The sequence below is a fragment of the Microcoleus sp. A006_D1 genome (assembly GCF_036702805.1).
GTDB lineage: Bacteria > Cyanobacteriota > Cyanobacteriia > Cyanobacteriales > Microcoleaceae > Microcoleus.
Map to the genome: position 1 here is coordinate 90,131 of NZ_JAUBVZ010000016.1, position 22,272 is coordinate 112,402.

The window sequence follows — 22,272 nt, forward strand, 5'->3', positions numbered from 1 at the left end:
TTAACCAGACTTCATATTGCCCATATTTATCAACATTTCTGTCACCGTTAAACTGTCCAAAGGTTTAGAAAACCAATATCCCTGAGCTAATTCGCAGTCTAGTTCCCGAAGCTGTCCTAATTGTTCGGCTGTCTCCACACCTTCGGCGATCGCATTTAATCCCAAATTGTGAGCCAAAGTTACGATCGCCCGCACAATCTGCAAAGGCTGACCCCCGCCGTCACCGTTTTCGACAGCACCCAGCCGACTCACAAAAGATCGATCGATCTTCAGCGTATCCAGCGGAAAGCGGTGCAAGTAACTCAAAGACGAATAGCCAGTACCAAAATCGTCGATCGACAATCGAATATTTCTACCTTTTAATTGGGCGAGTACAATATTAGCTTTAGCCACATTTTCTACGATCGCGCTTTCAGTGATCTCCAATTTCAAACAATTCGGATCGCAGCCTGTTTCTGCCAAAATTTCATCGATTTGCTCAATTAAATTCGGGAAACCTAACTGTTTCGGAGAAAGATTGACGCTGATTGTTAATTGCGAAGGGTCAATAATTGGAAAGTGGAAATTGGGAATTGGAAATTGGGAATCGGTAATTGGCAATTTTCCCCCTGTTCCTCCTGCCCTGTTCCTCCTGCCCTGTTCCTCCTTCCCTGTATCCCTTACATCCGTTAAATCCGTTACACAATCCGCTGCCGAACTGCCCTTTTCCTCCTTCCCTGTATCAGTTAAATCCATTACATCCGTTAAATCCGTTACAAAATCCGCTGCCGAACTTCCTTCTTCCATCAACATTTCTTGCCAAAGGCGCAATTGTCGGCAAGCTTCCCGCAGCACCCAGGCTCCCAAAGGCACGATCAAGCCAGTTTCTTCAGCTACAGGAATAAAAGTAGACGGCGGCACTAGACCCCGAACCGGGTGCTGCCAGCGCACCAAAGCCTCAAAACCCTCGATCGCACCGCTGGCGATCGAAACAATCGGTTGGTAGTGCACAATAAAGTGCGAACATTCATCTTTACTCGAACCTAATTCCTCCTTACCAAAAATAGCCGACCGCAGGTCAGTTTCTAACTGCAACAGCGAGATAGTTTGATCGTGCATCGCCAAATTAAACACCTCGTAACGCGCCTTTCCCAAAGCTTTAGCGCGGTACATAGCAATGTCAGCATCGCGCAGGAATTCTTCGGGGTGAGCGTACAGATTCGATTCGCCTCTTGCGTCGGATGCTGGCACTTCGCCTCCACTGAAAACAATGCCGATACTAGCGGTGGTAAATACTTCGTGTCCTTCGATATTAAACGGTAAAGTCAGTTCTGTTTGTATCCTGTTAGCTGCTTGGGTGGCGTCGCTGAGGCTCTGAATGTGGTCTAGCAAAATAGTGAATTCGTCTCCCCCCAGCCGGGCGACGGTATCAGAAGCGCGCACGCAGGTTTGCAGTCGGTGCGCGAAGGCGACTAGCAGTTTGTCTCCTAGAATGTGTCCTAAAGAATCATTAACTACTTTGAAGCGGTCTAAATCTAGGAAAAGTAAACCAAATTTGTATTCGGGGGAATGTTTGGATCGGCGGATAGCTTGTCCTAGTCTGTCGATGAACAAAACGCGGTTGGGCAAACCCGTCAACGCATCGTGAAAAGCGCCGTGCAGGAGTTGCTTTTCTACTCGCTTGCGCTCCGTGACATCTCTGATAATAATCTGGGCGGCGGCGGAGCCTTGATAAGTAGCGGGGATGCCGACAACTTCAACGTCGATTATTTGTCCGTCGAGCCGCATCAGTCTTTCTTCCGCAAGCTCTATCGGCTGATTTTCTTCTTCGACTTGCCGAATGCGTTCTCTGGTTGTTTCCACATAATTTGGATGGACGAAATTCAATACCGGAAAGCCGATTAGCGCTGCCGGAGAGCTGGCACCCAGGAGTTTAGCGCCTGCTGCATTGATGTAGGCGATTTTCCCTTGACTGTGAACGGCGATCGCCTCGGGAGATAATTCTACTAAACGGCGATAGCGTTCTTCACTTTCTTGAAGAGATACTATCAACTCGCAGCGCTCTTTTTCCGCTTGCTGGCGTTCCAGTTCCATTTTGTGAGCCGCCAGAAATTTACCGATGCTTTGAGCCATCAATTCTATGATTTCTCTTGCCTGCGATTCAAAATTTTTCAGCCTGACTTCTGGCGCACAAAAGCTCAAAGTGCCATAAATTTTATCGTTGACAAATATCGGCGTCCCAATGTAAGACTGTATGTTCAAATCTTGATAAACTTTATGGTCGCCCGTTTGCAGTATTTCTTTGATGCGAGAAGACGCGATGGTTTTTTTCGATTTAATCACTGGCGCACAGTAAGTATCGCTAAGATTTAATTTTAATCCTGTTTTAAAATATTTAAACTCGCTGATCGCGGAACGAATAATAAACGATTGACTTTCAACTTTAGCCAGGATACCAATAGAGAGTCCAAAAATCAAACAGCCTGCTGTTAGATAATCATCAACCAGTTCTTGAAAATTTTGATAATGATAAGTTGTAATCCGGTGCAAGTGTTTGAGATTTGCACTGAAGCTGGCTAAATCTTGAGACTTTAAAAATAGTTCTTCTTCCGAGCGCTGGCGGTCGGTGACATCGGTTTGAACTCCAATAAAGTGAGTCAACTGTCGCTGCGAGTTGTAGACCGGAGCAATAGAAAGTTCGTTCCAAAAAGCCGTGCCGTCTTTCCGAAAATTACGCAATATGACTTGGCATTTTTTACCTTCGGCAATAGCAGTTTGCAGCTCTTTTGCAGCAGCGGAATTCGGGTTTTCCCCCTGCAAAAATTGGCAATTTTTCCCAATTAATTCGTCTCGCCCATAACCGGTGATCCGCTCAAAACTGGGATTGACATAAATGATTGGATAATCTGCAACTGTGGCGTCGGCGATCGCAATGCCGTTGCTGGTACTCTCCATCGCCCGTTCCATCATTTGCAAGCGCTCTTGCGATCGAATGCGCTCGATCGCCGCAGCTAACAGATTGGCGATCGCTTCTACAAAATAAACGTCATCTTGATTGAAAACCCGCGGTTGCTTGGTGTACACCCCCAAAATCCCCCAGACAGGCGACTCAGCAGTATTCGCTGGTTCTGCTTGTCCCCAGTTCTTTTTTGCCACTCCCCGATTGCCGGGAACAATCACAGTCACGCCGCTGACAGCATGGTGGTTGTGCAGCAGCGGCGACTCGCTAAAGCGCGTTTCCCCCCGCAAATCTGCGACAATCGTCGGTTCATCGACTAGCAATGTGTAACCTGCTTGCGATCGGGCAGAAGCGGTAACAGTAGCACTACCGACAAGTCCGGGCTGCCAGCCAACTCCCGCTCGCAGCAGAAAAGTATGACTCGATGGCAACAGTTCCAAAAACTGGCAATACTCGACATCTAGGGTTTGGGCAATTAACACCGCAGCTTTGTCCATCAGTGCGGACAAATCCGTTTCCGCCAGCGCCTGCTGCCCCAAGTAAGCGACGGCTGCTTGCTGGCGGGCCCGCAAGTGGATTGACGCCAGCAATTCCTGCTCCTTGGCGGCGGCTAGCTTGCGCTCGGTAATGTCGCAGAACACCGACAGCACAGTTTTTTGTGACAGCAATGTCAAATACCGCATCGATACTGTTGCCCAAAACAGCGCGCCGTCAGCTTTTTTGAGGCGGACTTCTGTTTCGCGCACGTGTCCGTTGCGAGCGAGCATATTCAGCAGTTCCTGGCGCTCTGCGGGGTTGTTGTAGAGGATGGAGGCTTTTTGGCGGTCGATCGACTCAAATGCTGTCAGCCCGAAAGCCTGATGGCATAAATCGTTGCTATAAAGAATTGTGCCGTCAGCCAGACTGCTGACGATCATGGGCATCGGCATCGAATTGGCGATCGTCAGCAGTAATTCTTTAGTTGCTTGCAACTCTTGGTACAAGTCTGGCTTAGATGCACAGCCCTGATAGTCTTGACAGTTTTCAGGGATAAAACTTTCCATTTTTTAATTGATCCATTTCTTCGGACAAATTTTTTAAACTTGTGGTAACTGACGATTCTCAGATGCAGAGGACGATCGACAGTACCCCCACCACATTAATCTTAACCAGAAGAATGCAACTGAAGAGCCCAAAACTGCTCCCTTGGAGTTTAATGTGCCCTCCAGATGGAGGGCACATCTGTCTTTAGTATGAATATCTACAGTTTCTGATGTTGCGTTAAGTTTTTATGTATAGCGGGGTACTTTGCCCAACAAGAGAGCACCAGCCCCTAATCTAAAAAGTAATGTCACCTGCAAACAACTACCCAACAGTATCCGAGGAGAGAAGAGAAATGCTTGAATCTTACCGCCAACACGCTGCCCAACGCGCCGCCTTGGGAATTCCACCGCTGCCGCTAGACGCCCAGCAAACCTCAGAACTTTGCGAATTGCTGAAAAATCCGCCCCCGGGGGAAGAGGAAGCCTTAATTGAATTATTGCGCGATCGCGTGCCCCCCGGCGTAGACAGCGCCGCCTACGTCAAAGCTGGTTTTTTAACCGGCATTGCTAAAGGCGAAATCCACAGCCCCCTAATTGCTCCCAAATGGGCAGTCTACCTGCTGGGGACAATGATGGGCGGTTACAACGTCCAATCTTTAATCGATTTACTCAATCCCACTGCCGAAACCGCCATTCCCGCCACCGCAGCCCGCGCCTTGAGCAAAACTCTGTTAGTATTCGACGCTTTCCACGACATTCTCGCCCTGTCGGATACCAATCCCTACGCCAAGCAGGTAGTGGATTCTTGGGCTGCTGCCGAGTGGTTTACGGGCCGCCCCGAACTAGCCGAAGCCATTACCGTTACAGTCTTTAAAGTCCCCGGAGAAACTAATACCGATGACTTGTCTCCCGCACCCGAGGCTACCACACGGCCGGACATTCCCTTGCACGCTTTGGCGATGCTGGAAAGCAAGATGCCCGGAGCTCTGGAAACGATCGCCCAATTGAAGCAAAAAGGCCATCCCGTCGCCTACGTCGGCGATGTTGTCGGCACCGGTTCCTCGCGGAAATCGGCGATCAACTCCGTGCTGTGGCACATCGGTAACGATATTCCGTTTGTGCCCAACAAGCGCAACGGCGGTTATATTCTCGGAAGTGCGATCGCCCCGATTTTCTTCAATACCGCTGAAGATTCCGGCGCATTGCCGATCGAATGCGATGTCGCCAAAATGGAAACCGGCATGGTAATCACCATCCATCCCTACAAAGGCGAAATCACCAACGAAGCCGGAGAAATCATCTCCACCTTCACCCTCAAACCCGACACAATCCTAGACGAAGTTCGCGCCGGCGGCCGAATTCCGCTATTAATCGGACGCACTTTAACCGACAAAATCCGCGAAGCTTTAGGACTAGAAATCAGCCCGATTTTCACTCGCCCAACTATTCCCGCCGATACCGGAAAAGGCTTCACCTTAGCCCAAAAGATGGTAGGGAAAGCTTGCGGTTTGTCCGGCGTTCGTCCCGGTACATCTTGCGAACCATTAATGACCACAGTCGGTTCCCAAGATACCACCGGGCCAATGACTCGCGACGAATTGAAAGAACTTGCTTGTTTGGGATTTAGCGCCGATTTGGTAATTCAAAGTTTCTGCCACACCGCCGCTTATCCGAAACCAGTTGATGTCAAAACTCACCACGAATTGCCCGATTTCATGGCACAGCGGGCGGGAATAGCTTTGCGTCCCGGAGACGGCATTATTCACTCTTGGCTGAACCGGATGTTATTGCCCGATACAGTGGGAACTGGCGGCGATTCTCACACTCGTTTTCCTTTGGGAATTTCCTTTCCGGCGGGTTCGGGATTGGTGGCATTTGCTGCTGCCTTGGGCGTGATGCCTTTGGATATGCCGGAATCGGTCTTAGTGCGCTTCAAAGGTGAATTGCAACCGGGAGTAACGCTGCGGGATGTTGTGAATGCAATTCCCTATATTGCAATTCAAAAAGGTTTGCTGACAGTCTCGAAACAGAATAAGATCAACGTCTTTTCTGGGCGGATTATGGAGATTGAAGGTTTGCCCGATTTGAAGGTCGAGCAGGCTTTTGAATTGACCGATGCCTCGGCCGAGCGTTCTTGCGCCGGATGCACGATTAAATTGAGTGTGGAGACTGTTTCTGAGTACATTCGTTCTAATGTCGCGCTGCTGAAAAACATGGTGGCGCGGGGCTATCAAGATGCGCGGACGATGATGCGCCGGGTGGCGAAGATGGAGGAATGGCTGGCTAATCCGGTGTTGCTGGAGGCTGATGCTGATGCGGAGTACGTGGAAATCATCGAAATCGATCTCAACGAGATTACTGAACCCATTGTGGCTGCACCGAATGACCCGGATAATGTGAAGCTGTTGAGTGCGGTTGCGGGCGATCGGGTAGATGAAGTATTTGTCGGTTCCTGCATGACAAATATCGGTCACTACCGCGCCACTGCGAAGGTGTTGGAAGGTTCAGGAGAAGTGAAAGCTCGACTGTGGATTTGTCCGCCAACTCGGATGGATGAACAGCAACTGAAAGAAGAGGGTTATTACAGCATTTTTGGAGCCGCTGGAGCGCGTACAGAAATGCCGGGATGCAGTCTTTGTATGGGCAATCAAGCCCGGGTTAAAGATGCGACGACTGTGTTTTCAACTTCGACTCGCAATTTCAACAACCGCATGGGAAAAGACGCGCAAGTTTATCTCGGTTCGGCGGAATTGGCGGCTGTTTGTTCGCTGTTAGGTCGCATTCCCACAGTCGAAGAATATATGGAGATTGTGGCGAAGAAAATCAATCCTTTTGCTAGCGATTTGTATCGCTATTTGAATTTCGATCAAATTGCTGGTTTTGAGGATGAAGGGCGAGTGATTGCTTTGGAAGATATGCCTCGGATTGAGGATATTTTGGGGATTCCTGAGGGTGTGTTGAGCAAGTAAATTTGGGGCGGGCGATCGCCTGCCTTTTGTTTACAATATAAGTAGGGGCGGGTTCACCAACAATCTCTAATTCACATCCAGGATATTGAGAAACCCGCCCTAGCCCCACTAGAAACCAGATTTCTGTCTGGATCTCTAACAGCCCAATCCTAGATTTATCATAGAAACCGGGTTTCTTTTCGTAAATCGTGCGATCGCACTTCATAATAAATCCGACAAAGGATAAAAAAATATGTCTGACCAAGCTTTAATCAGTGAAAGTCCAGCGACAGCAACTTCAGCGCCAGAAACTCGCATTGGCAATGAAATTGTAGAGTTTCTCAGTGTAATTCAGCAAACTCCGAGAGCATATTGGCCGAATTTGCTTCAGATGATGCGGTTATTTCTGGAAACTGTGACAGTTAAGCCCGAATTATCGGAACCCGCCGAGACACCTGAAAATGTAGATTTTACTAAACTCTCGAAGGAGGAAAGGATCAAAAGAAATCAACCTGCGATCGAATTATTGCGATCGTGGCGAGAGGATGATGATGATAAACAAGAACAAAAAGAAACTGCGGAATATCTTGAACAAGTGATAAATGAAGATCGGATGTCTAATCGACCATTGTTTCCATGAGCAGAATAATTGTTTTGGATTCCGGCCCATTAGGAATGGTGACAAATCCTCAAGCCAAACCTCCTTATTTGGAATGCCAACTTTGGCTAGCATCGTTACTAGATAATGGCGCAATGGTAATCCTGCCTGAAATTGCTGACTATGAGGTGCGGCGCGAGTTAATTAGAGCCGGAAAAGAGAATGGTCTTAAAAAGCTTGACAAATTTAAAAATGTCCTGACATACCGTCCTTTGACTACGGAGGTAATGCTTTTAGCTGCTCAGTTGTGGGCGGATGCACGAAAGAGAGGAAGGCCAACGGCAGAACCCAATGCACTTGACGGCGATGTGATTCTGGCGGCTCAAGCAATCTTGGAAGCAAATGCAGGGAATGAGGTGGTAATTGCTACAACAAATGTGGGGCATTTGTCTCAGTTTGTGGATGCTCGCGAATGGCGATCGATCCAGTAAAGTTCAAGTTTTAACAAGTAACAAATTTCAATATATAGCGGTTCTCAAAAAAGTCAGGTATGCCCATAGCCCTATGCCCTATGCCCTATGCCCTATGCCCTATGCCCTATGCCGTTCGCGTACCTGATCTTTCTGAGAAAGGCTATAGACTATTTTGCTAAACTAAAGAGTAAGTGACACCAAGGAGATGATTATGCCTGAACAAGTTAAAGAAAGCGAACTCCCGCCAGCTAGCTCTGTTTCATCGGAAACATCCCCAGCTATTTCTGTAGCGGAGAAAGAAACCGCATCTCCTCAACCTACCTCTGTTTCACCGCCCAAAGCGTCTATGGAATGGATCGTTTTGGAGATTGATAAAATTCCTCAAGCATACTGGCCGAATTTACTTGAGATTATTCGCCTGTTTCGCGAAAGTGTGATGATTAAAGGCGAACCAGTAGATGCTTGGGAAAAAGTTAAGTACGATTTGAACAACCCCGATCCAGTTGTGGATGCAGCAAGGCAGAAAGCTTTGAGCGAAACCCTGAGATTATGGCGAGAAGAGGGAGATGAAGAGGAGCAAAAAGAAACCTGGGAAATTCTCAGTAAGGCTTTAGATCAAGGTGGCGTTTCTATCTAATAAACTAGATCCATGAGCAAATTTGTAATTTTGGATTCTGGGCCTCTCGGAATGATCACAAATCCCAGATCCACGCCCCTAACTCTAGAGTGCCAACTTTGGCTGGACTCTTTACCGTCGCAGGGTTATAAGGCTGTGCTCCCTGAACTCGCTGACTATGAAGTTCGACGCGAGTTAATTCGTGCGGGTAAGGTGGCAGGCATCAGACAACTTGACTTACTCAAAACTCTGATTCAATACCTTCCTATTTCCACAGATGCAATGCTTCTAGCTGCTCAGTTGTGGGCGGATGCGCGACTGAGAGGAAGGCCAACGGCAGATCCCAATTCACTTGATGGCGATGTGATTTTGGCGGCTCAAGCTATATTATTAGCAAATCAAGGAAATGAGGTGGTGATTGCTACCACAAATGTGGGGCATTTGTCTCAATTTGTGGATGCTCGCGAGTGGCGATTAATTTCATAAAGCTGGATGATGAGAGAAAAACTTAAGCCAAAGCCCGTTAGCGAAGCCCGCCCCTACGGGAGGCTCATCAACGAAGAGGATCGCACTTACGCAGTCCCTGATATACTTTCAACTATAGATATTTCTACAGACACCGTTAGCGAGATCAACAGGATGGTGGAAACAGTGGACACAATCGAAAAAATGGACGATGCCTCGCAAACCCGGTTTTGGGGTAAAGTTACAGTCATAGACGCGGGCGATCGTTACAAGATCAATCGCATCGAAGTCAAACCGGGACACCACATCCGCACCCAAATGCACTATCACCGCAGCGAGCACTGGGTTGTCGTCTCCGGTACCGCTAAAGTTATCTGCGACGACAAAGAGACCATTCTCATGCAGAAACAGTCAACCTACGTGCCCATGAATACGGCTCACCGCGTGGAAAACCCCGGCGTGATTCCTCTGGTGATGATTGAAATCCAAAATGGCGAATACCTGGGTGATGATGACATTATCCGTTTCCCCCAAGATGCCGCTGACGAAGATTGATCTCAAATCAAGTTAAATAACTCTTAGGTTTGATCGTTCGGACTTCAGTCCTCATTCATCTGAGGCTGAACGGAAAACTAAAATTACGGCACTTAAAATTGTAGGGGCAATTTCGGAAATTGCCCCTACATCATTATATTAAGGTTGTTAAACACGATAGTGTGATATAGCAATTGGCGATCGTCCTACGGCAAAGCAGCGTTTTTCAAATCCACATTTGCCATATTGGCATCCTTTAAATTAGCACCAGTCAAGTCCGAACCGTTCAAATTAGCGCCCGTCAAATTAGCGCCGGTCAAATTAGCATCCCGCAAGTTGACTCCCATCACATCTATTCCCGACAAACTGCCGCCCCGGAGGCTGACATTAGCTAAATTCGCTACAGACTGACGGGCATTTCTCAGGTTCGCACCTGCCAAATTAGCACTTTCCAAATTAGCGCCGATTAAATTAGCGCTGGTGAGGTTGGTATTTTTCAAACTGGCAATTACTAAACCAGCGAGACTCAGGTTAGCGCGGCTCAAATCAGCACCTTCCAAATTTGCCCCGTGCATTTTAGCCGCAATTAAACTCGCACCTTGCAATTTAGCTTGTGTAAGATTTACTTGGTTGAGTTTGGCTTCGTTGAGGTTAGCACCGTTCAAATTTGCACCGCTCAAATTTGCACCGCTCAAGTCTGCCCCGCTGAGATTCATACCACCAAGCTGCGCTCCTGTCAAGTCACATTTGCTGCATTTTTTAGTTTCTAATAGTTGCTTGACTTGCGATACGTTTTCTGCTTTCACTCCAGAAGCAAAAGCGATCGCGATTAGCAGCCCTGTTGTTGTTAAGATTCCAAATTTCATATACTCACCCTCAGCGATGTCTCTCTCTCTCTAATAATATCCAACATTTTTTGAGAGAGTTGGGTGATTAGTCTCTTCGATAAACTGTGACAATCATCACCCTGTTGTGCACAAAATATGATATGGTTATGAACGTTTCAACTCCACAAATTGATTGTAAACAATTATTGCTTTTTCAGGAACCAAAAAGGAAAGGATTGCGTCGGTTCTAGACGGACACCAGTAATATTATTCTGAGCAAAAGTATAGTCCTTATCCTGCCAAAGAGGGATGAAAGGTACATCTCTACCTAGTATGTCCTGAATTTCGCCAAACAAAGCTTTGCGGGTTTGAGGGTTTGCTTCTTGGCGCTGCTTGGCAATCAGTTGATTTACTCGATCGCTATAATAAAACGAACCCTGACCCTGACTAGCACCCTTAGAGCACCCGCTGGCCGCCGAACCCGTCGCACAATCCAAAAACGGCTGAATGTAATTGTCAGCGTCGAAAAAGTCGGCGTACCAATCCACTAACACCGCAGGATAAATCCCCTTCTCTATATTCTGAAACAAAGTCGGAGATTCGACACTGTTAACTTCTACCTGCATTATCCCGTCCATTTTGAGTTTGGCTAGCGCTGCGATCGTACTCGCCACTAACGCTCGCTTTGTGGAACCAGTAGGATGCCAAATTTGCAGAATAAACGGATTGGCGGCCGAATATCCCGCTTTGGTTAACAATTCCTTGGCCTTGGCGGTGTTGGCGTCGCCGTACAGTTCTTTAAACACCGGTTTATTAACGTCGAAGGTTGTGGGAATCAGACTGTACAGCGGTTGTGCTTGTCCCCGGAGGACGCGATCGTTAATCAGGGGCCGATCCATCGCCGCGGCGATCGCCTGTCTCACCTCTAACTTATCCAGCGGTTTAGAATTGATATTCAGCGTCATATAACTAACTGTACTGCTCTCCCCCGCGATTTCCTGCCATTTCCCTTTTTTCGCTCCCTCGTCCAAGCTGCGAACTTGATCCGCATCCAGGGATAAATAAGCTATATCGATCGCACCAGTCCGAAAAGTATTGAACAAATTTGACGAACTAGAAAGCAGCAAAATGTCAATACCTTTATTAACCGGCTTTTCTCCCCAATACTTATCAAACACGTCAAACCTGAGAGAATCGCTACCGTACTTCGCAAGTTTATAGCGCCCAGTTCCCACAAACGTATCCGGTTTAAATTTACCGTCCCCAATTTCGTAAGCTTTCGCAGAAATCGGACAAAGACCGGCAAATGTCAGCAGAGAAGGAAACGCTGCAAAAGGTTTTTTGAGTTGAAAAGTTAATTCATATTCGCCCGTCGCTTTCACCGATGCTACTGCATCGCCCAACAAGAAAGACGGACGGCCGCCATTTTTGATAAACCGCTGCAAGGAAAATTCCATTGCTGCGGCGTTAAACGGTGTGTCGTCGTGAAAAATAACGCCTTGACGCAGGGGGATTGTATATGTCAATCCGTCTTTGCTAACTTTTGGCATTGCTGTGGCCAAGTGGGGGATTAACTTTGTCGTTCCCGACTCGTAGGTGTAGAGAGTGTCGCCCAAATTTCGCAGCAATTGCCCAGATATGGTTTCGTAAGCGTCCGCAGGGTCGATCGTCCGCAATTTCAAGGTTGTGCCAATTGTAACGCGATCGTTGTTGGGCGAATTGGGCGAATTGGGCGAATTGGGCGATCGAGAAGCTCCTTGTCCGCAACTTGCCGTTAACAAGCAGCACAGGCAGAACAGAGCTATAATTTTGATCGCTGAAGGTTTTATAGATATTCTCGGCGGCAGCTTGTTGATTTTCATAGTTATTTGTTGACACTCCAAATTACTAATTATATTATCAGGACTTATGGACTTTTAGACTAAAAACTCAGTTTCTTCTACTTGTTTCTATTTGTTCCCAGGCAGAGCCTGGGAACCAGTTACTAAACTAATGACTACTGACTACTGACTGCTGTCAACTGTCAAATTCCTTTGAGGAGCGATCGCCAATCCCGACAGCGTTTCAAGTAAATGCGAGCTACCCGATCGCTCGGATTAGTCCGCAAACACTCTTCAAACAATTTTCCCGCTTCTCGGAACTCCTTGCGATCGCACAGTAACATCGCTTCAGTATATACAGCCAAATTTGCTAGCTTTGCTGCCAGAATTTCCGGCGGATCGGCATCAAATACCTCATAGACTATGACATATTGAGATTTTCCTTTTACCTGTACTTTATCCACAATCCGAATACAATAATCAGCCGAATTTCGCAACCGTTCCAAAGTCTGCTGAGAAATTAACAGAGGTACGCCGTAATCTTTAGTCAATCCTTCAATCCGAGAGGCCAAATTAACAGCATCGCTAATCACAGTGCTGTCCATGCGGCTGTCACCGCCCACTGTCCCCAGCATCAAAGAACCAGAATTTATCCCAATGCCAATTTCAATCGGGATGTAGCCGACACTTTGACGGTGTTCGTTGTAATCAGTCAGAATATTTAACATTTCAATACCAGCTTTCACTGCATCATCTGCACAGTCGCTAAACAAAGCCATAATTGCATCGCCGATGTATTTGTCAATAAAGCCGTTATTGCTAGTAATAGCAGGCTCCATCCGCGAAAGGTAAGCATTGATAAAATTAAAATTTTGTTGCGGCGTCATAGTTTCCGAAAGCGTCGTGAAGTCGCGGATATCCGCAAACAGCACCGACATTTCCGACTGCACTTGGTCGCCTAAATTGACATCAAGAATACTTTCATATCCCAATAAATATAGAAATTGATGAGGCACAAAGCGCCCGTAGGCATCAGTTAATTCTGATTCGGCATCCAGGGATTTTTCCAAATTCTGATTCAGCTCAAATAGTTCCTTAATTAATTTCTGACGCTCGGCTTCAGCTTGTTTGCGTTCCGTAACATCTTGAAAAACTGCGATCGCAAAAGCAACTTTACCAGCCTCAAAAATGGGCGTTCCCCAAGTCTCAAGGGGAATTTTCTTGCCTGGTTGATGAATTTCCAGATCGTCAGCAGTCGCATTTTCGCCCCTCAAAGCTCGAACGATCGGCAAATTCTCAAAAGGATAGATATTATCAGTTCCCGCGACATAAATTTGATATGTTTCTGACAAATTCTCAACTTTGTTTAACGTTAAAACCCCCTGACCGAGCAACTGCTGTCCGGCGTGATTGACGTAGTAAGGTCTGCCTTGAGCATCGAGCACGGCCACGCCTACCGGAATTGCTTCCAGAAATTGAGCCAGCTTGATTTCGCCTTCGCGCACCGCCTCCAATGCCCGATAGCGCAACTCACTTTCCACTGTATCGGAATGTTCGGCAGTAGTTTCCAGCAAGATTTCCAGATCCGCTTTTTCCTCCTTCAAGTCTTCCACTTGCTGGCGCAATCTTTCTATCTCTAAAAGTAGCTGTTCTCTAGATGGTTGTTCTTCCAGCATAACCCGAGAATTTGCGCCTCGACTAACAAAAAATTGCTCAACATCCTGCACTCTAAAAGTCATCATTTCTATATTAATTCCAACTGTAAAGCAGGCATCAGCCGCTGCAAATTCTTCAAAGATTTACTTTGCCAAGCTATGCGTTGAGAGCCTTGTACTGCCATTTGCAGCCGGGATTTTTTACGCACCTCAATAATAAACTTCGAGAGCATATTAATGCCCGAACTGTTCAAAAATTCTAAGTGCTGCAAATTAAGGGTAATTTTCGCGGGTTCTTTGTCGGCTACCTTGCCCAGCAACTGCACTATCGGCGCGTACTCCGCAGGCCCGCTCAGTCTCAGAGAGCCAATAAAACTCACAGTTGCCGTTGCTGGATCGTAGCAGATCAGGTAATCTTGTGTTTTAATTTCCATTTTCTCAAAAAAAAGTCCCTTAGATAAGATCGATCGCCCACGAGGCCTATACTATCAATTGCACCATCGTTGTCACCGCAATTACTTCCGGGTCTTTTTGCACGGTCTGGAACTTCCAGCCGATTTTGGCGGTATAATCGCTGAGCATGGTCAGCAAGCCCAATCCAGAATCAGTACAGCTTTCCTCAGCAGCATTTTTTTCCAGCCGATCAATGTACAGCTCGTTTGGATCGGAGGCCAGCAAATGCTGGATGTAAGCTTGAAACTTGCCCACAGATGACCCGGGAATGCTGTTAGCCACTGAGAAAATCAGTCGATCGCTCTCTAATTGCAGTTTAATGTCGATCGGGTGCTCCGAGCTTTCATCATTAAACTTCATCGCATTCTCTAATAACTCGTTAGCAATGTAGCTAACAGCACTTTTAATTTCAGCTTGTCTGTCAATTGTCGAGGGGTCGTCTTCGTTTCCTGGGAAAAAAGTCGTCAGGTAGTCAGCCAGAAAATCTGCGGATAAACCGTTGTTCCGCCACCGCTGCTTGAGGGGGATCGAACTCGGGGAAAATCCAATTATTAAGTATTCTTGGCTAGGTGACGGCTCGATGAAATCGCCGAAAGTCTGAATCATCTTATTTGTTGTTTGTTAGTTGTTATTTGTTATTTGTTGGTTGACTGTTGACTGTTGTTACTGGTTATTAGTTATTGGCGAGTTGCTACCAATGCCCTGTTTGCCCTGTTTGGCCTGTTTGGTCAATGCCCTGTTTGGGCAATTCCCAATTCCCAATTCCCTATTTTTGTTTGAGTACCAGCAATGTGATGTCATCAAAAACTTTTTGTTCGCCGATGTGCGATCGCACATCGTCAATTACAGCGTGCCTGATTTCTGCCGCCGTTCGCTGCCAATTAATCTGTATTACGTCAATTAACTGCTCTAACCCGTACAGCGCTTTATCCATATTTTCAGCTTCCGTAATCCCGTCAGTGTATAACACTACCACATCTCCCGAGTGCAACTGCACAACGGTTTCAGCAACAAATGCAGCAATATCTGCATCCAGCCCGATCGGGAAACCCAAATCGATCGTATCAAACCGCTCTACAGAACCGTTACACCGCACCACAATCATTTCTTCGTGCTGGCCGCTCAACTTCAGCATTCCCTCCTCATAGTCGAGCAAGGCAAGACTGGCATTTTTATCGCATTTCATCCGCTGCACGTTATCGTAAATTGCACTGTTAATAGCAGTTAAAAATCTCACCGGATCTGGTTCATTGTAGGCGAGCAAAGTTCTGACTGCCGTTTGAACCATAATCATTAAAACCCCACTCTCCAATCCGTGTCCCGTCACATCACCAATCCCAATTTTCACTCTACCTTCGTGCTGGAGTACATCGTAATAGTCACCACCTACTTCATCAGCAGCTTCCATAAATCCGGCAATATCTAAGCCGATAACTTCCTTCAGTTCTCGGTCTTTCGGTAGCAGCATCTGCTGAATCTTGCGAGTGACATCGAGTTCGGCGCTCATCCGAATATTTTCAGCTTTTAGGCGATCGTTGAGAACAGTAATTTCTAGGTTTGCATGAACTAAAGCGTCGGCAATTTTGTTAAACGCACCCACAACTTGCCCGAGTTCATCTCTGTTATCCAAAATAATTTTGTGGTCGAGATTGCCGCTTGCCATCTTTTTTGACGCTTCGTCAAGCACAAATACAGTTTGAATAACTGCCCGGTAAAAAGATACAAACAAATAAATAACTATTGCTAAAATTATTAACACAAACAGAGAAATCATGTGTTTTTTCGCAACAAAACTATCAATCCGCTTTTGCAAGAGAAAGTCTAATTCATTGAGAGTTTCGTCCCATAGTTCAAAACTGGAATTCACAACTCGCTCGCTGCCATCGAGATAGGCATAATATTCCACTACGGCTGTGGGATAAATCAGTTTATCTATTTGCCCAGTCAGCTGCTCTACTACCGAGTTAAATTTTCTCAAATGCTCGCTTAATTTAGGTCGCAGATTCCCCTGAGGATTATTGCTAAATCCTACCTCCATATTGATTGCTAAATCTTTATTGAGTTCTCTCAATTTCCCCGCAAAAGTAATCAGTTTCGCTCTTTCTTCAGGTGTGGCATCGGAACGCGCGCTACTTTTTTGAGAAACTAGCCTAATCTCTGACAAGATTTTTTGCATTTCTGGAAGCTTCAGCAAAGTAGCATCCATCAAATAATAGGTATCTAAATCTGGGTCTAATATTAGATTGGAAGTATCGCCGACGTGAGCGCTCAATCTATTAATGTCAGATGCTAATCTTTGATATACAACATCGTAAGTTTCTATACTCCACTGGCTGCGACGAAGTTTAAAATTTTGCCAATTTTGATAAATATTGTTAAATTTATCGGTAGAAACTAAGCTTTCTCCTAATTGGCGATCTGTATTTGCCAAAGATTGAAAGTTGGCGTCTATTTGGGATTCTAAATTTGCTGTGGAATCTGGCTGACTAAAATTGGTACTTAAACCATGATAATTTAATAGTTGAAGTTTTGGTATGTATTCCCTCAACTGGCGCAGCGGGCGCAGGTATTGATTACCGTAGATTTCTTTTTGGGCAAAATCAACCCTGCTGTTAATTTCGGAAATCAGCAGGTATATGACCAAGGTTAACGGCATCGCAAATAGAAAACCGATCAAGGTAAATTTTTGAGGATAGCTCAGTCGATTCATTAAATGGATTCCTAGGGATTTTCTGTTCATAATCGATACATTTCAACAATATTGTACTAAAAAAGTAGCGATCGCTACTAAAGTAGTTTCCGAGAACATCGCTCTTGAAAACCAGAATCCTACAATTAATCAGCGATAACTTGCTTAATTTATAATGCGTTCCCGTCCTGCGGCAACAGATTGTGCTGCATCAGTTTAATGTCGTCGGCTCAGCTCGCCTCCCACAGTCTAAAGCACCTTGAGCGGTTTTGGCACGATGAATAGTCATTTGTACTGAGATTCTCAACCAGAATCAGATTTTTTTCAGAAGATTTACTTAACCCTAAATTTTTGTCAATACCAGCAAACTCAGAGTAAAAATTAAGTAATAACTGGGTAGTGCAATTTTCCTGAAACATAAGTGTCCGCAGCGAGGATAAAATACTTGTGCCGCACGACTCGGTAAGTCGGTTCTGCACAAAGGAACAAACAGTACCAACAGCAGTGTCTAAATAAATATCTGCATTTGAGTGCTCAGGAGCGATCGCGCATGGTGTAAAGTGAGGCAGAGGACGTATGAGCAAACCAATCTCCGAAAATAACTCAAATAACTCTCAAAACAGTCAAAAACGAGCCCAAAAGCAGCCCAATCCTTTAATGTTGGCTTTAGTGCTGACAGGAATTCTGGCCTGGGAAATGTATCCGGCGCTAATCCACACCGCAGCGGCTAACGCAGGTGCGATCAAAAATTCCCTCGCCCAGCGGGAGAGTCAAGAGCAGCCAACCCCGCAGCAACTGCCCGCAGCCGCGGTGCCAAAAAAAATAAACTCTTCGGGATTGGCACTAAATAGTTTAAATTCCGAACCGGGCAATTTCGCCGAAGGTACGCGCCAAAATCCCCCCAACCAATTACCCGCAACCGTTGCAGCCACAGTTATCCAGGAGTTGTCGCGCCAAACTGGGATTGCTGCTGACAAGTTAAAAGTAACTGAATCGAGCCGGCAAAGTTGGCCGAATACTTGTTTGGGAATCGTAAAAGCTGATGAAATTTGCGGCCAAATGATTGTCGAAGGTTGGCGGGTTGTGGTTTCTGATGGCCGCCAAACTTGGGTTTACCGCACCAATGCTAGGGGAAATGTGTTGCGTTTGGAAAAGAAAGCAGGTTAGGCAAATCTTAGCCTGTGAGATGAAAAATAAGTTTCCTTTTGGCACAGGCAAGATGCCTGTTCCACAAAGAGTGGATTTTCTTGTGGGAGGTTTCTTGTGGGGCGGGCATCTTGCCTGCCTCTTTGTGGCACAGGCAAGATGCCTGTTCCACAAAGAGTGGATTTTCTTGTGGGAGGTTTCTTGTGGGCGGGCATCTTGCCTGCCTCTGACATCAATTTGGGAGTTTTTTTCTTTCGATGATACCGCCGCCCAACAGCACGTCTTTGTCATACCAAACAGCGGCTTGTCCGGGGGTAATGCTCAACTGTGGTTCGTCAAAAATCACTTTGACTCTTGTACCGCTGGCTTTTTCGTCTGCTGGGGAGGGTTCTACAGGAATAATTGTAGCGGGGACGGGTTGCGATCGATAGCGAATCTGCACAAAAGCCCGAATCGGAGCAGTCGGTTCCGCCACAGAAACCCAATTTACCCGATCGACCGTACACTCAGATTCTACCGCCAACTGTCGATCGCCCACAATCACCCGATTAGCACCAGCATCAAGTTCAATCACATACAGCGGTTCCGGTGCAGCAATCCCCAGCCCCTTCCGCTGGCCGATAGTGTAGTGGTGCACGCCGTCATGCTGTCCGAGCACCCGCCCTGCCTTGTCCACAATGTCACCTTTTTGCGGCGCAATGTACTTGTCCAGAAAAGCCCGCATCGAACCGTTACTTTCCACCAAGCACAAATCCTGACTTTCCGGCTTATCAGCGGTTGTCAAGCCAAATTCCGCCGCGATTCTGCGAGTTTCAGTCTTGGTAATTTCCCCCAAAGGAAACTCCGTACCCGCGAGCAAATCCTGTGTTAAATCATACAAGAAATAAGACTGATCTTTCGCAGGGTCGATCGCCCGTAGCAACTGATAGCGACCCGTAGCAGTATCATAAGTAATGCGAGCGTAGTGTCCCGTCGCAATCTTTTCAATACCGAGTTCTTCGTGAGCATACTTGAGCATCGGCCCAAACTTCACAGTTTTATTGCACTGCGAACAAGGCAGAGGCGTAATTCCTGCACTGTAACCGTCCACCAAAAAATCGACAATACTTGCTTTAAAGACATCACGGCTGTCAACAATGTGGTGGGGAACGCCCAAATCTTCGCAAATTTTAGCGGCATCGACCATTCCCTCAGAGCAGCACTGACCTTTGCCTTTCATCAACCACAGCGTTAAACCCACCACTTCATAGCCCTGATGGTGTAAAATTGCGGCTGCTGCGGAACTATCGACCCCGCCGGAGAGGCCTACGACAATCTTGTTCATGATAGAGAGAAATTGCTATTTTACTGTTATTTCGTTCGATCAAGCTAATTGATTATACCACAAAAATACTACAAAGAAGACCGGGCGGTTGAAACCGCGTCTATACAAACGAAACCCACCTCCGTGGGTTGAAGACTGAGCGGTTAAAATTAAGGAATGAGAATTAAATAACTTACAATTTGATTGTTCTTGTGGGATGGGCGTCCCGCCCGTCCAAAAAGGACGGGCGGGGCGCCCATCCCACAAACTTGTGGAAGTTATTTAATTCTCATTCCTTAGCTAAAATTTTATCACTAATTATGAGTATTCAAAAATTTGTTGTCACCGCCGACCAAATGCGGCAAATAGAAACGAGAATCTTTGTCGCTGGAATGCCCCAAGCCGCTTTAATGGAAAAAGTCGCCGGACTGATTGCTAGACGCATTCAGGCGGAAGGAAGTTCGGCAACGGATTATGTAACGGATTTAACGGATTTAACGGATTTAACACCAGGGAAAAAGATTGTTAAGTCTCAATTGCCAGCAATCGGCGTATTAGTTGGGCCGGGACATAACGGCGGCGATGCTTTGGTTGTGGCCCGCGAATTGCATTTTAAAGGATTCCCAGTAGTTATTTACTGCCCGTTTTCTAAGCTTAAAGAACTTACAAAAAGTCATGCTGATTATGCGCGCTATTTAAATATTCCATTTATTAATCAAGTTGAACTGTTAAAAAACTGCGATTTGCTCGTAGATGGTTTATTTGGATTTGGATTAGAACGAGAAATCAGTAATCCCACAGCCGCCGCGATTGAGGAAATAAATAATTTAAATATCCCCATTTTTAGCATAGATATTCCATCGGGAATTCATACAGATACCGGAGAAGTTTTGGGGACGGCAATCCGGGCAAAACATACATTGTGTTTGGGTTTGTGGAAAATGGCATTTCTGCAAGACAAGGCGTTAGAATATATCGGTACGTCGGAGTTGATTGATTTTGATATTCCCACAGCAGATATTGCAGCGATATTGGGCGAGTTTCCAGCAATACAACGCATTACGAAAGCATCGGCAATTCAGCATTTGCCATTACCCCGATCGCCAATTTCGCACAAATATACTAACGGTAACATACTAATTATTGCAGGTTCCCGCCGTTACAGCGGAGCCGCTATTTTGTCAGCATTGGGAGCAAGGGCTAGCGGTGTCGGAATGCTGTCAATTGCTGTTCCTGAGTCGATTAAACCGATGTTGAGCAGTCATTTGCCAGAAGCCTTAGTTATAGGATGTCCCGAAACCCCAAGCGGTGCAATTAGGGAGTTGCCGGTAGCAATTGATTTGGGTGTGTATGATGCGATCGCAGTGGGGCCTGGTCTGACATTGGAAGCAGCAATAGCTGTAGAATCTGTACTTGAGTGCGATCGACCTTTGGTGTTAGATGCCGATGGTTTAAATATTCTCGCTCAACTCGGCACAGTCCCCATTTTGTCGGAACGCTCAGCACTGACAATTATCACGCCTCATCCGGGCGAATTCAAGCGTTTGTTTCCCGAATTAGCCGACGAAATGGGCGAGGATCGAATTGCCGCAACTCAAGCAGCGGCAAAGCTTTGCGGTGCAGTGGTATTGCTCAAAGGAGCCAGAGTTTGCATCAGTTGGCAGGATGAGGGCGATTCCCTACGGGATAGCTACGCCGCGCGTACCGTTACCTATGTCAATCCCGAAAGCACCCCAGCCCTCGCCAGAGGCGGCAGCGGCGACGTTTTGACGGGCTTGTTGGGGGGACTATTGGCTTGTGCGGGCGATCGGCATCCAGCCCCCGAATCAGTTGCAGCAACAGCCGTTTGGTGGCACGCTCAAGCCGGAATCATGGCCGCCAAAGAGCGAACGGAATTAGGAGTAGATGCGTTTACTTTGACACAGTATTTAATTCCAACATTGCGGGAATTTTCTAAGTAGATAATCAACAGTATTTTGTAAATATTTTGTAGGGTGTGCACTGCGCACCTCTATATTTTGTAGTGACAATGGAAGTCTTCAGGAAAATCACAGGACTTGCATTCCTAACTACAAACACATTTGCCTAACTCAAATGAGTGACACTCAAGTGAGTGACACTCGAAAAAGTGACTGTGCAGTCATCAAGCCTACCAGTTATACCTGAAATATCCAAGACCAGAACTTAACTCTTGAAAGGAATCAGATTATGTATACCGAAGAAAGAACCACGAACAATGAAACTCTGGCTCTCGCCGCCGATCCTAATGCTGGGCAAAATCTAGAATTTGCTGAAGCATCTAGAGTTATTAAACCCACTTTGCGACGCGGTTCTACAGGTCAATCTGTCAAGGAACTGCAACAGCTTCTATTTCATTGGCAATATTATTTCGGTCTGATTGATGGTATTTTCGGCGTCTATGTTGAAAGTGCCGTTAAACAATATCAACACCGCGTCTTTTTACCTGAAGATGGGATTGTGGGTTCTCTAACCTGGCAAGCACTATACTCTGGTGCACCTATTAAGCCGATTCTGATGATTGGTAGTTCAGGTAATGATGTCAAACTTGTTCAGAATGTCTTGAAGTTGAATGGATACTATTTCGGTGTAGTTGATGGATTCTTCGGGCCGATGACAAAAGTAGCAGTGATTCAGTTCCAAATGGCTAAAGGTTTACCAGCCGATGGAATTGTCGGGGCGAGAACTTGGCACGCTCTCAGCAAGTTACCGCATTAATCACACTTAAAATCGTTATCCTTAAGTAGGGACATGGCATTGCCATGTC

Annotated in this window: 17 protein-coding genes; 9 read left to right on the plus strand and 8 right to left on the minus strand. The window is 46.4% G+C overall.

Annotated features, from left to right (window positions below; genetic code table 11):
- Entirely contained in the window at positions 1 to 3,981 is a 3,981-nt protein-coding gene (locus QUB68_RS23650; RefSeq protein ID WP_332997022.1) for an EAL domain-containing protein, read from the minus strand.
- 332 nt (positions 3,982 to 4,313) lie between these two features.
- Here QUB68_RS23650 and acnB point away from each other — a divergent pair, with 332 nt between their 5' ends.
- The 6 genes from acnB to QUB68_RS23680 all read left to right on the plus strand — a co-directional run bounded on the left by acnB (position 4,314) and on the right by QUB68_RS23680 (position 9,615).
- Positions 4,314 to 6,929 (plus strand): bifunctional aconitate hydratase 2/2-methylisocitrate dehydratase, encoded by a 2,616-nt coding sequence (gene acnB / locus QUB68_RS23655; RefSeq protein WP_332997024.1) that lies wholly within the window; start codon positions 4,314 to 4,316, stop codon positions 6,927 to 6,929.
- 232 nt (positions 6,930 to 7,161) lie between these two features.
- Entirely contained in the window at positions 7,162 to 7,548 is a 387-nt protein-coding gene (locus QUB68_RS23660; protein ID WP_332997026.1) for a hypothetical protein, read from the plus strand.
- Positions 7,545 to 7,997 carry a nucleic acid-binding protein gene (locus QUB68_RS23665; RefSeq protein ID WP_332997028.1) on the plus strand — a complete coding sequence of 151 codons (453 nt, stop codon included), beginning with the start codon at positions 7,545 to 7,547 and terminating at the stop codon, positions 7,995 to 7,997. Before QUB68_RS23660 ends, QUB68_RS23665 begins: the two co-directional genes overlap by 4 nt.
- Before the next feature lie 193 nt (positions 7,998 to 8,190).
- On the plus strand, positions 8,191 to 8,616 hold the full coding sequence (locus QUB68_RS23670; protein ID WP_332997029.1) for a hypothetical protein: 426 nt from the start codon (positions 8,191 to 8,193) through the stop codon (positions 8,614 to 8,616).
- Between the two features lie 135 nt (positions 8,617 to 8,751).
- Positions 8,752 to 9,081 carry a type II toxin-antitoxin system VapC family toxin gene (locus QUB68_RS23675; protein ID WP_332997031.1) on the plus strand — a complete coding sequence of 110 codons (330 nt, stop codon included), beginning with the start codon at positions 8,752 to 8,754 and terminating at the stop codon, positions 9,079 to 9,081.
- Positions 9,082 to 9,234: 153 nt separating this feature from the next.
- The gene (locus QUB68_RS23680; protein WP_442923117.1) at positions 9,235 to 9,615 is read left to right on the plus strand and encodes a cupin domain-containing protein; all 381 of its coding nucleotides are present in this window, start codon (positions 9,235 to 9,237) and stop codon (positions 9,613 to 9,615) included.
- A 185-nt stretch (positions 9,616 to 9,800) separates the two neighbouring features.
- Here QUB68_RS23680 and QUB68_RS23685 read toward each other — a convergent pair whose 3' ends face one another.
- The 6 genes from QUB68_RS23685 to QUB68_RS23710 form a co-directional block, all read right to left on the minus strand.
- A complete protein-coding gene (locus tag QUB68_RS23685) occupies positions 9,801 to 10,460 on the minus strand; it encodes a pentapeptide repeat-containing protein (protein ID WP_332997033.1) in 660 nt (219 codons plus the stop codon).
- 164 nt (positions 10,461 to 10,624) lie between these two features.
- Complete coding sequence (locus tag QUB68_RS23690) at positions 10,625 to 12,283, minus strand: ABC transporter substrate-binding protein (RefSeq protein ID WP_332997035.1); 1,659 nt, start codon at positions 12,281 to 12,283, stop codon at positions 10,625 to 10,627.
- Between the two features lie 161 nt (positions 12,284 to 12,444).
- The gene (locus tag QUB68_RS23695; protein ID WP_332997037.1) at positions 12,445 to 13,983 is read right to left on the minus strand and encodes an adenylate/guanylate cyclase domain-containing protein; all 1,539 of its coding nucleotides are present in this window, start codon (positions 13,981 to 13,983) and stop codon (positions 12,445 to 12,447) included.
- A gap of 2 nt (positions 13,984 to 13,985) precedes the next feature.
- Entirely contained in the window at positions 13,986 to 14,330 is a 345-nt protein-coding gene (locus tag QUB68_RS23700) for a slr1659 superfamily regulator (protein ID WP_332997039.1), read from the minus strand.
- Positions 14,331 to 14,376: 46 nt separating this feature from the next.
- Complete coding sequence (locus tag QUB68_RS23705; protein WP_332997041.1) at positions 14,377 to 14,955, minus strand: slr1658 superfamily regulator; 579 nt, start codon at positions 14,953 to 14,955, stop codon at positions 14,377 to 14,379.
- A gap of 160 nt (positions 14,956 to 15,115) precedes the next feature.
- Positions 15,116 to 17,059, minus strand: a complete 1,944-nt coding sequence (locus QUB68_RS23710; protein WP_332997043.1) for a SpoIIE family protein phosphatase — start codon at positions 17,057 to 17,059, stop codon at positions 15,116 to 15,118.
- Positions 17,060 to 17,614: 555 nt separating this feature from the next.
- Here QUB68_RS23710 and QUB68_RS23715 point away from each other — a divergent pair.
- Positions 17,615 to 18,205, plus strand: coding sequence for a hypothetical protein (locus QUB68_RS23715; protein ID WP_332997045.1), 591 nt, complete (start codon positions 17,615 to 17,617; stop codon positions 18,203 to 18,205).
- Between the two features lie 211 nt (positions 18,206 to 18,416).
- Here the strand turns inward: QUB68_RS23715 and mnmA are convergent, their stop codons facing one another.
- Positions 18,417 to 19,508, minus strand: coding sequence for a tRNA 2-thiouridine(34) synthase MnmA (gene mnmA / locus QUB68_RS23720; RefSeq protein ID WP_332997047.1), 1,092 nt, complete (start codon positions 19,506 to 19,508; stop codon positions 18,417 to 18,419).
- 299 nt (positions 19,509 to 19,807) lie between these two features.
- On the opposite strand from mnmA, the gene QUB68_RS23725 reads away from it, so the two are divergent.
- Positions 19,808 to 21,448 (plus strand): NAD(P)H-hydrate dehydratase, encoded by a 1,641-nt coding sequence (locus tag QUB68_RS23725; protein WP_332997049.1) that lies wholly within the window; start codon positions 19,808 to 19,810, stop codon positions 21,446 to 21,448.
- 247 nt (positions 21,449 to 21,695) lie between these two features.
- Positions 21,696 to 22,223 (plus strand): peptidoglycan-binding domain-containing protein, encoded by a 528-nt coding sequence (locus tag QUB68_RS23730; protein ID WP_332997051.1) that lies wholly within the window; start codon positions 21,696 to 21,698, stop codon positions 22,221 to 22,223.
- Positions 22,224 to 22,272: the final 49 nt, after the last annotated feature.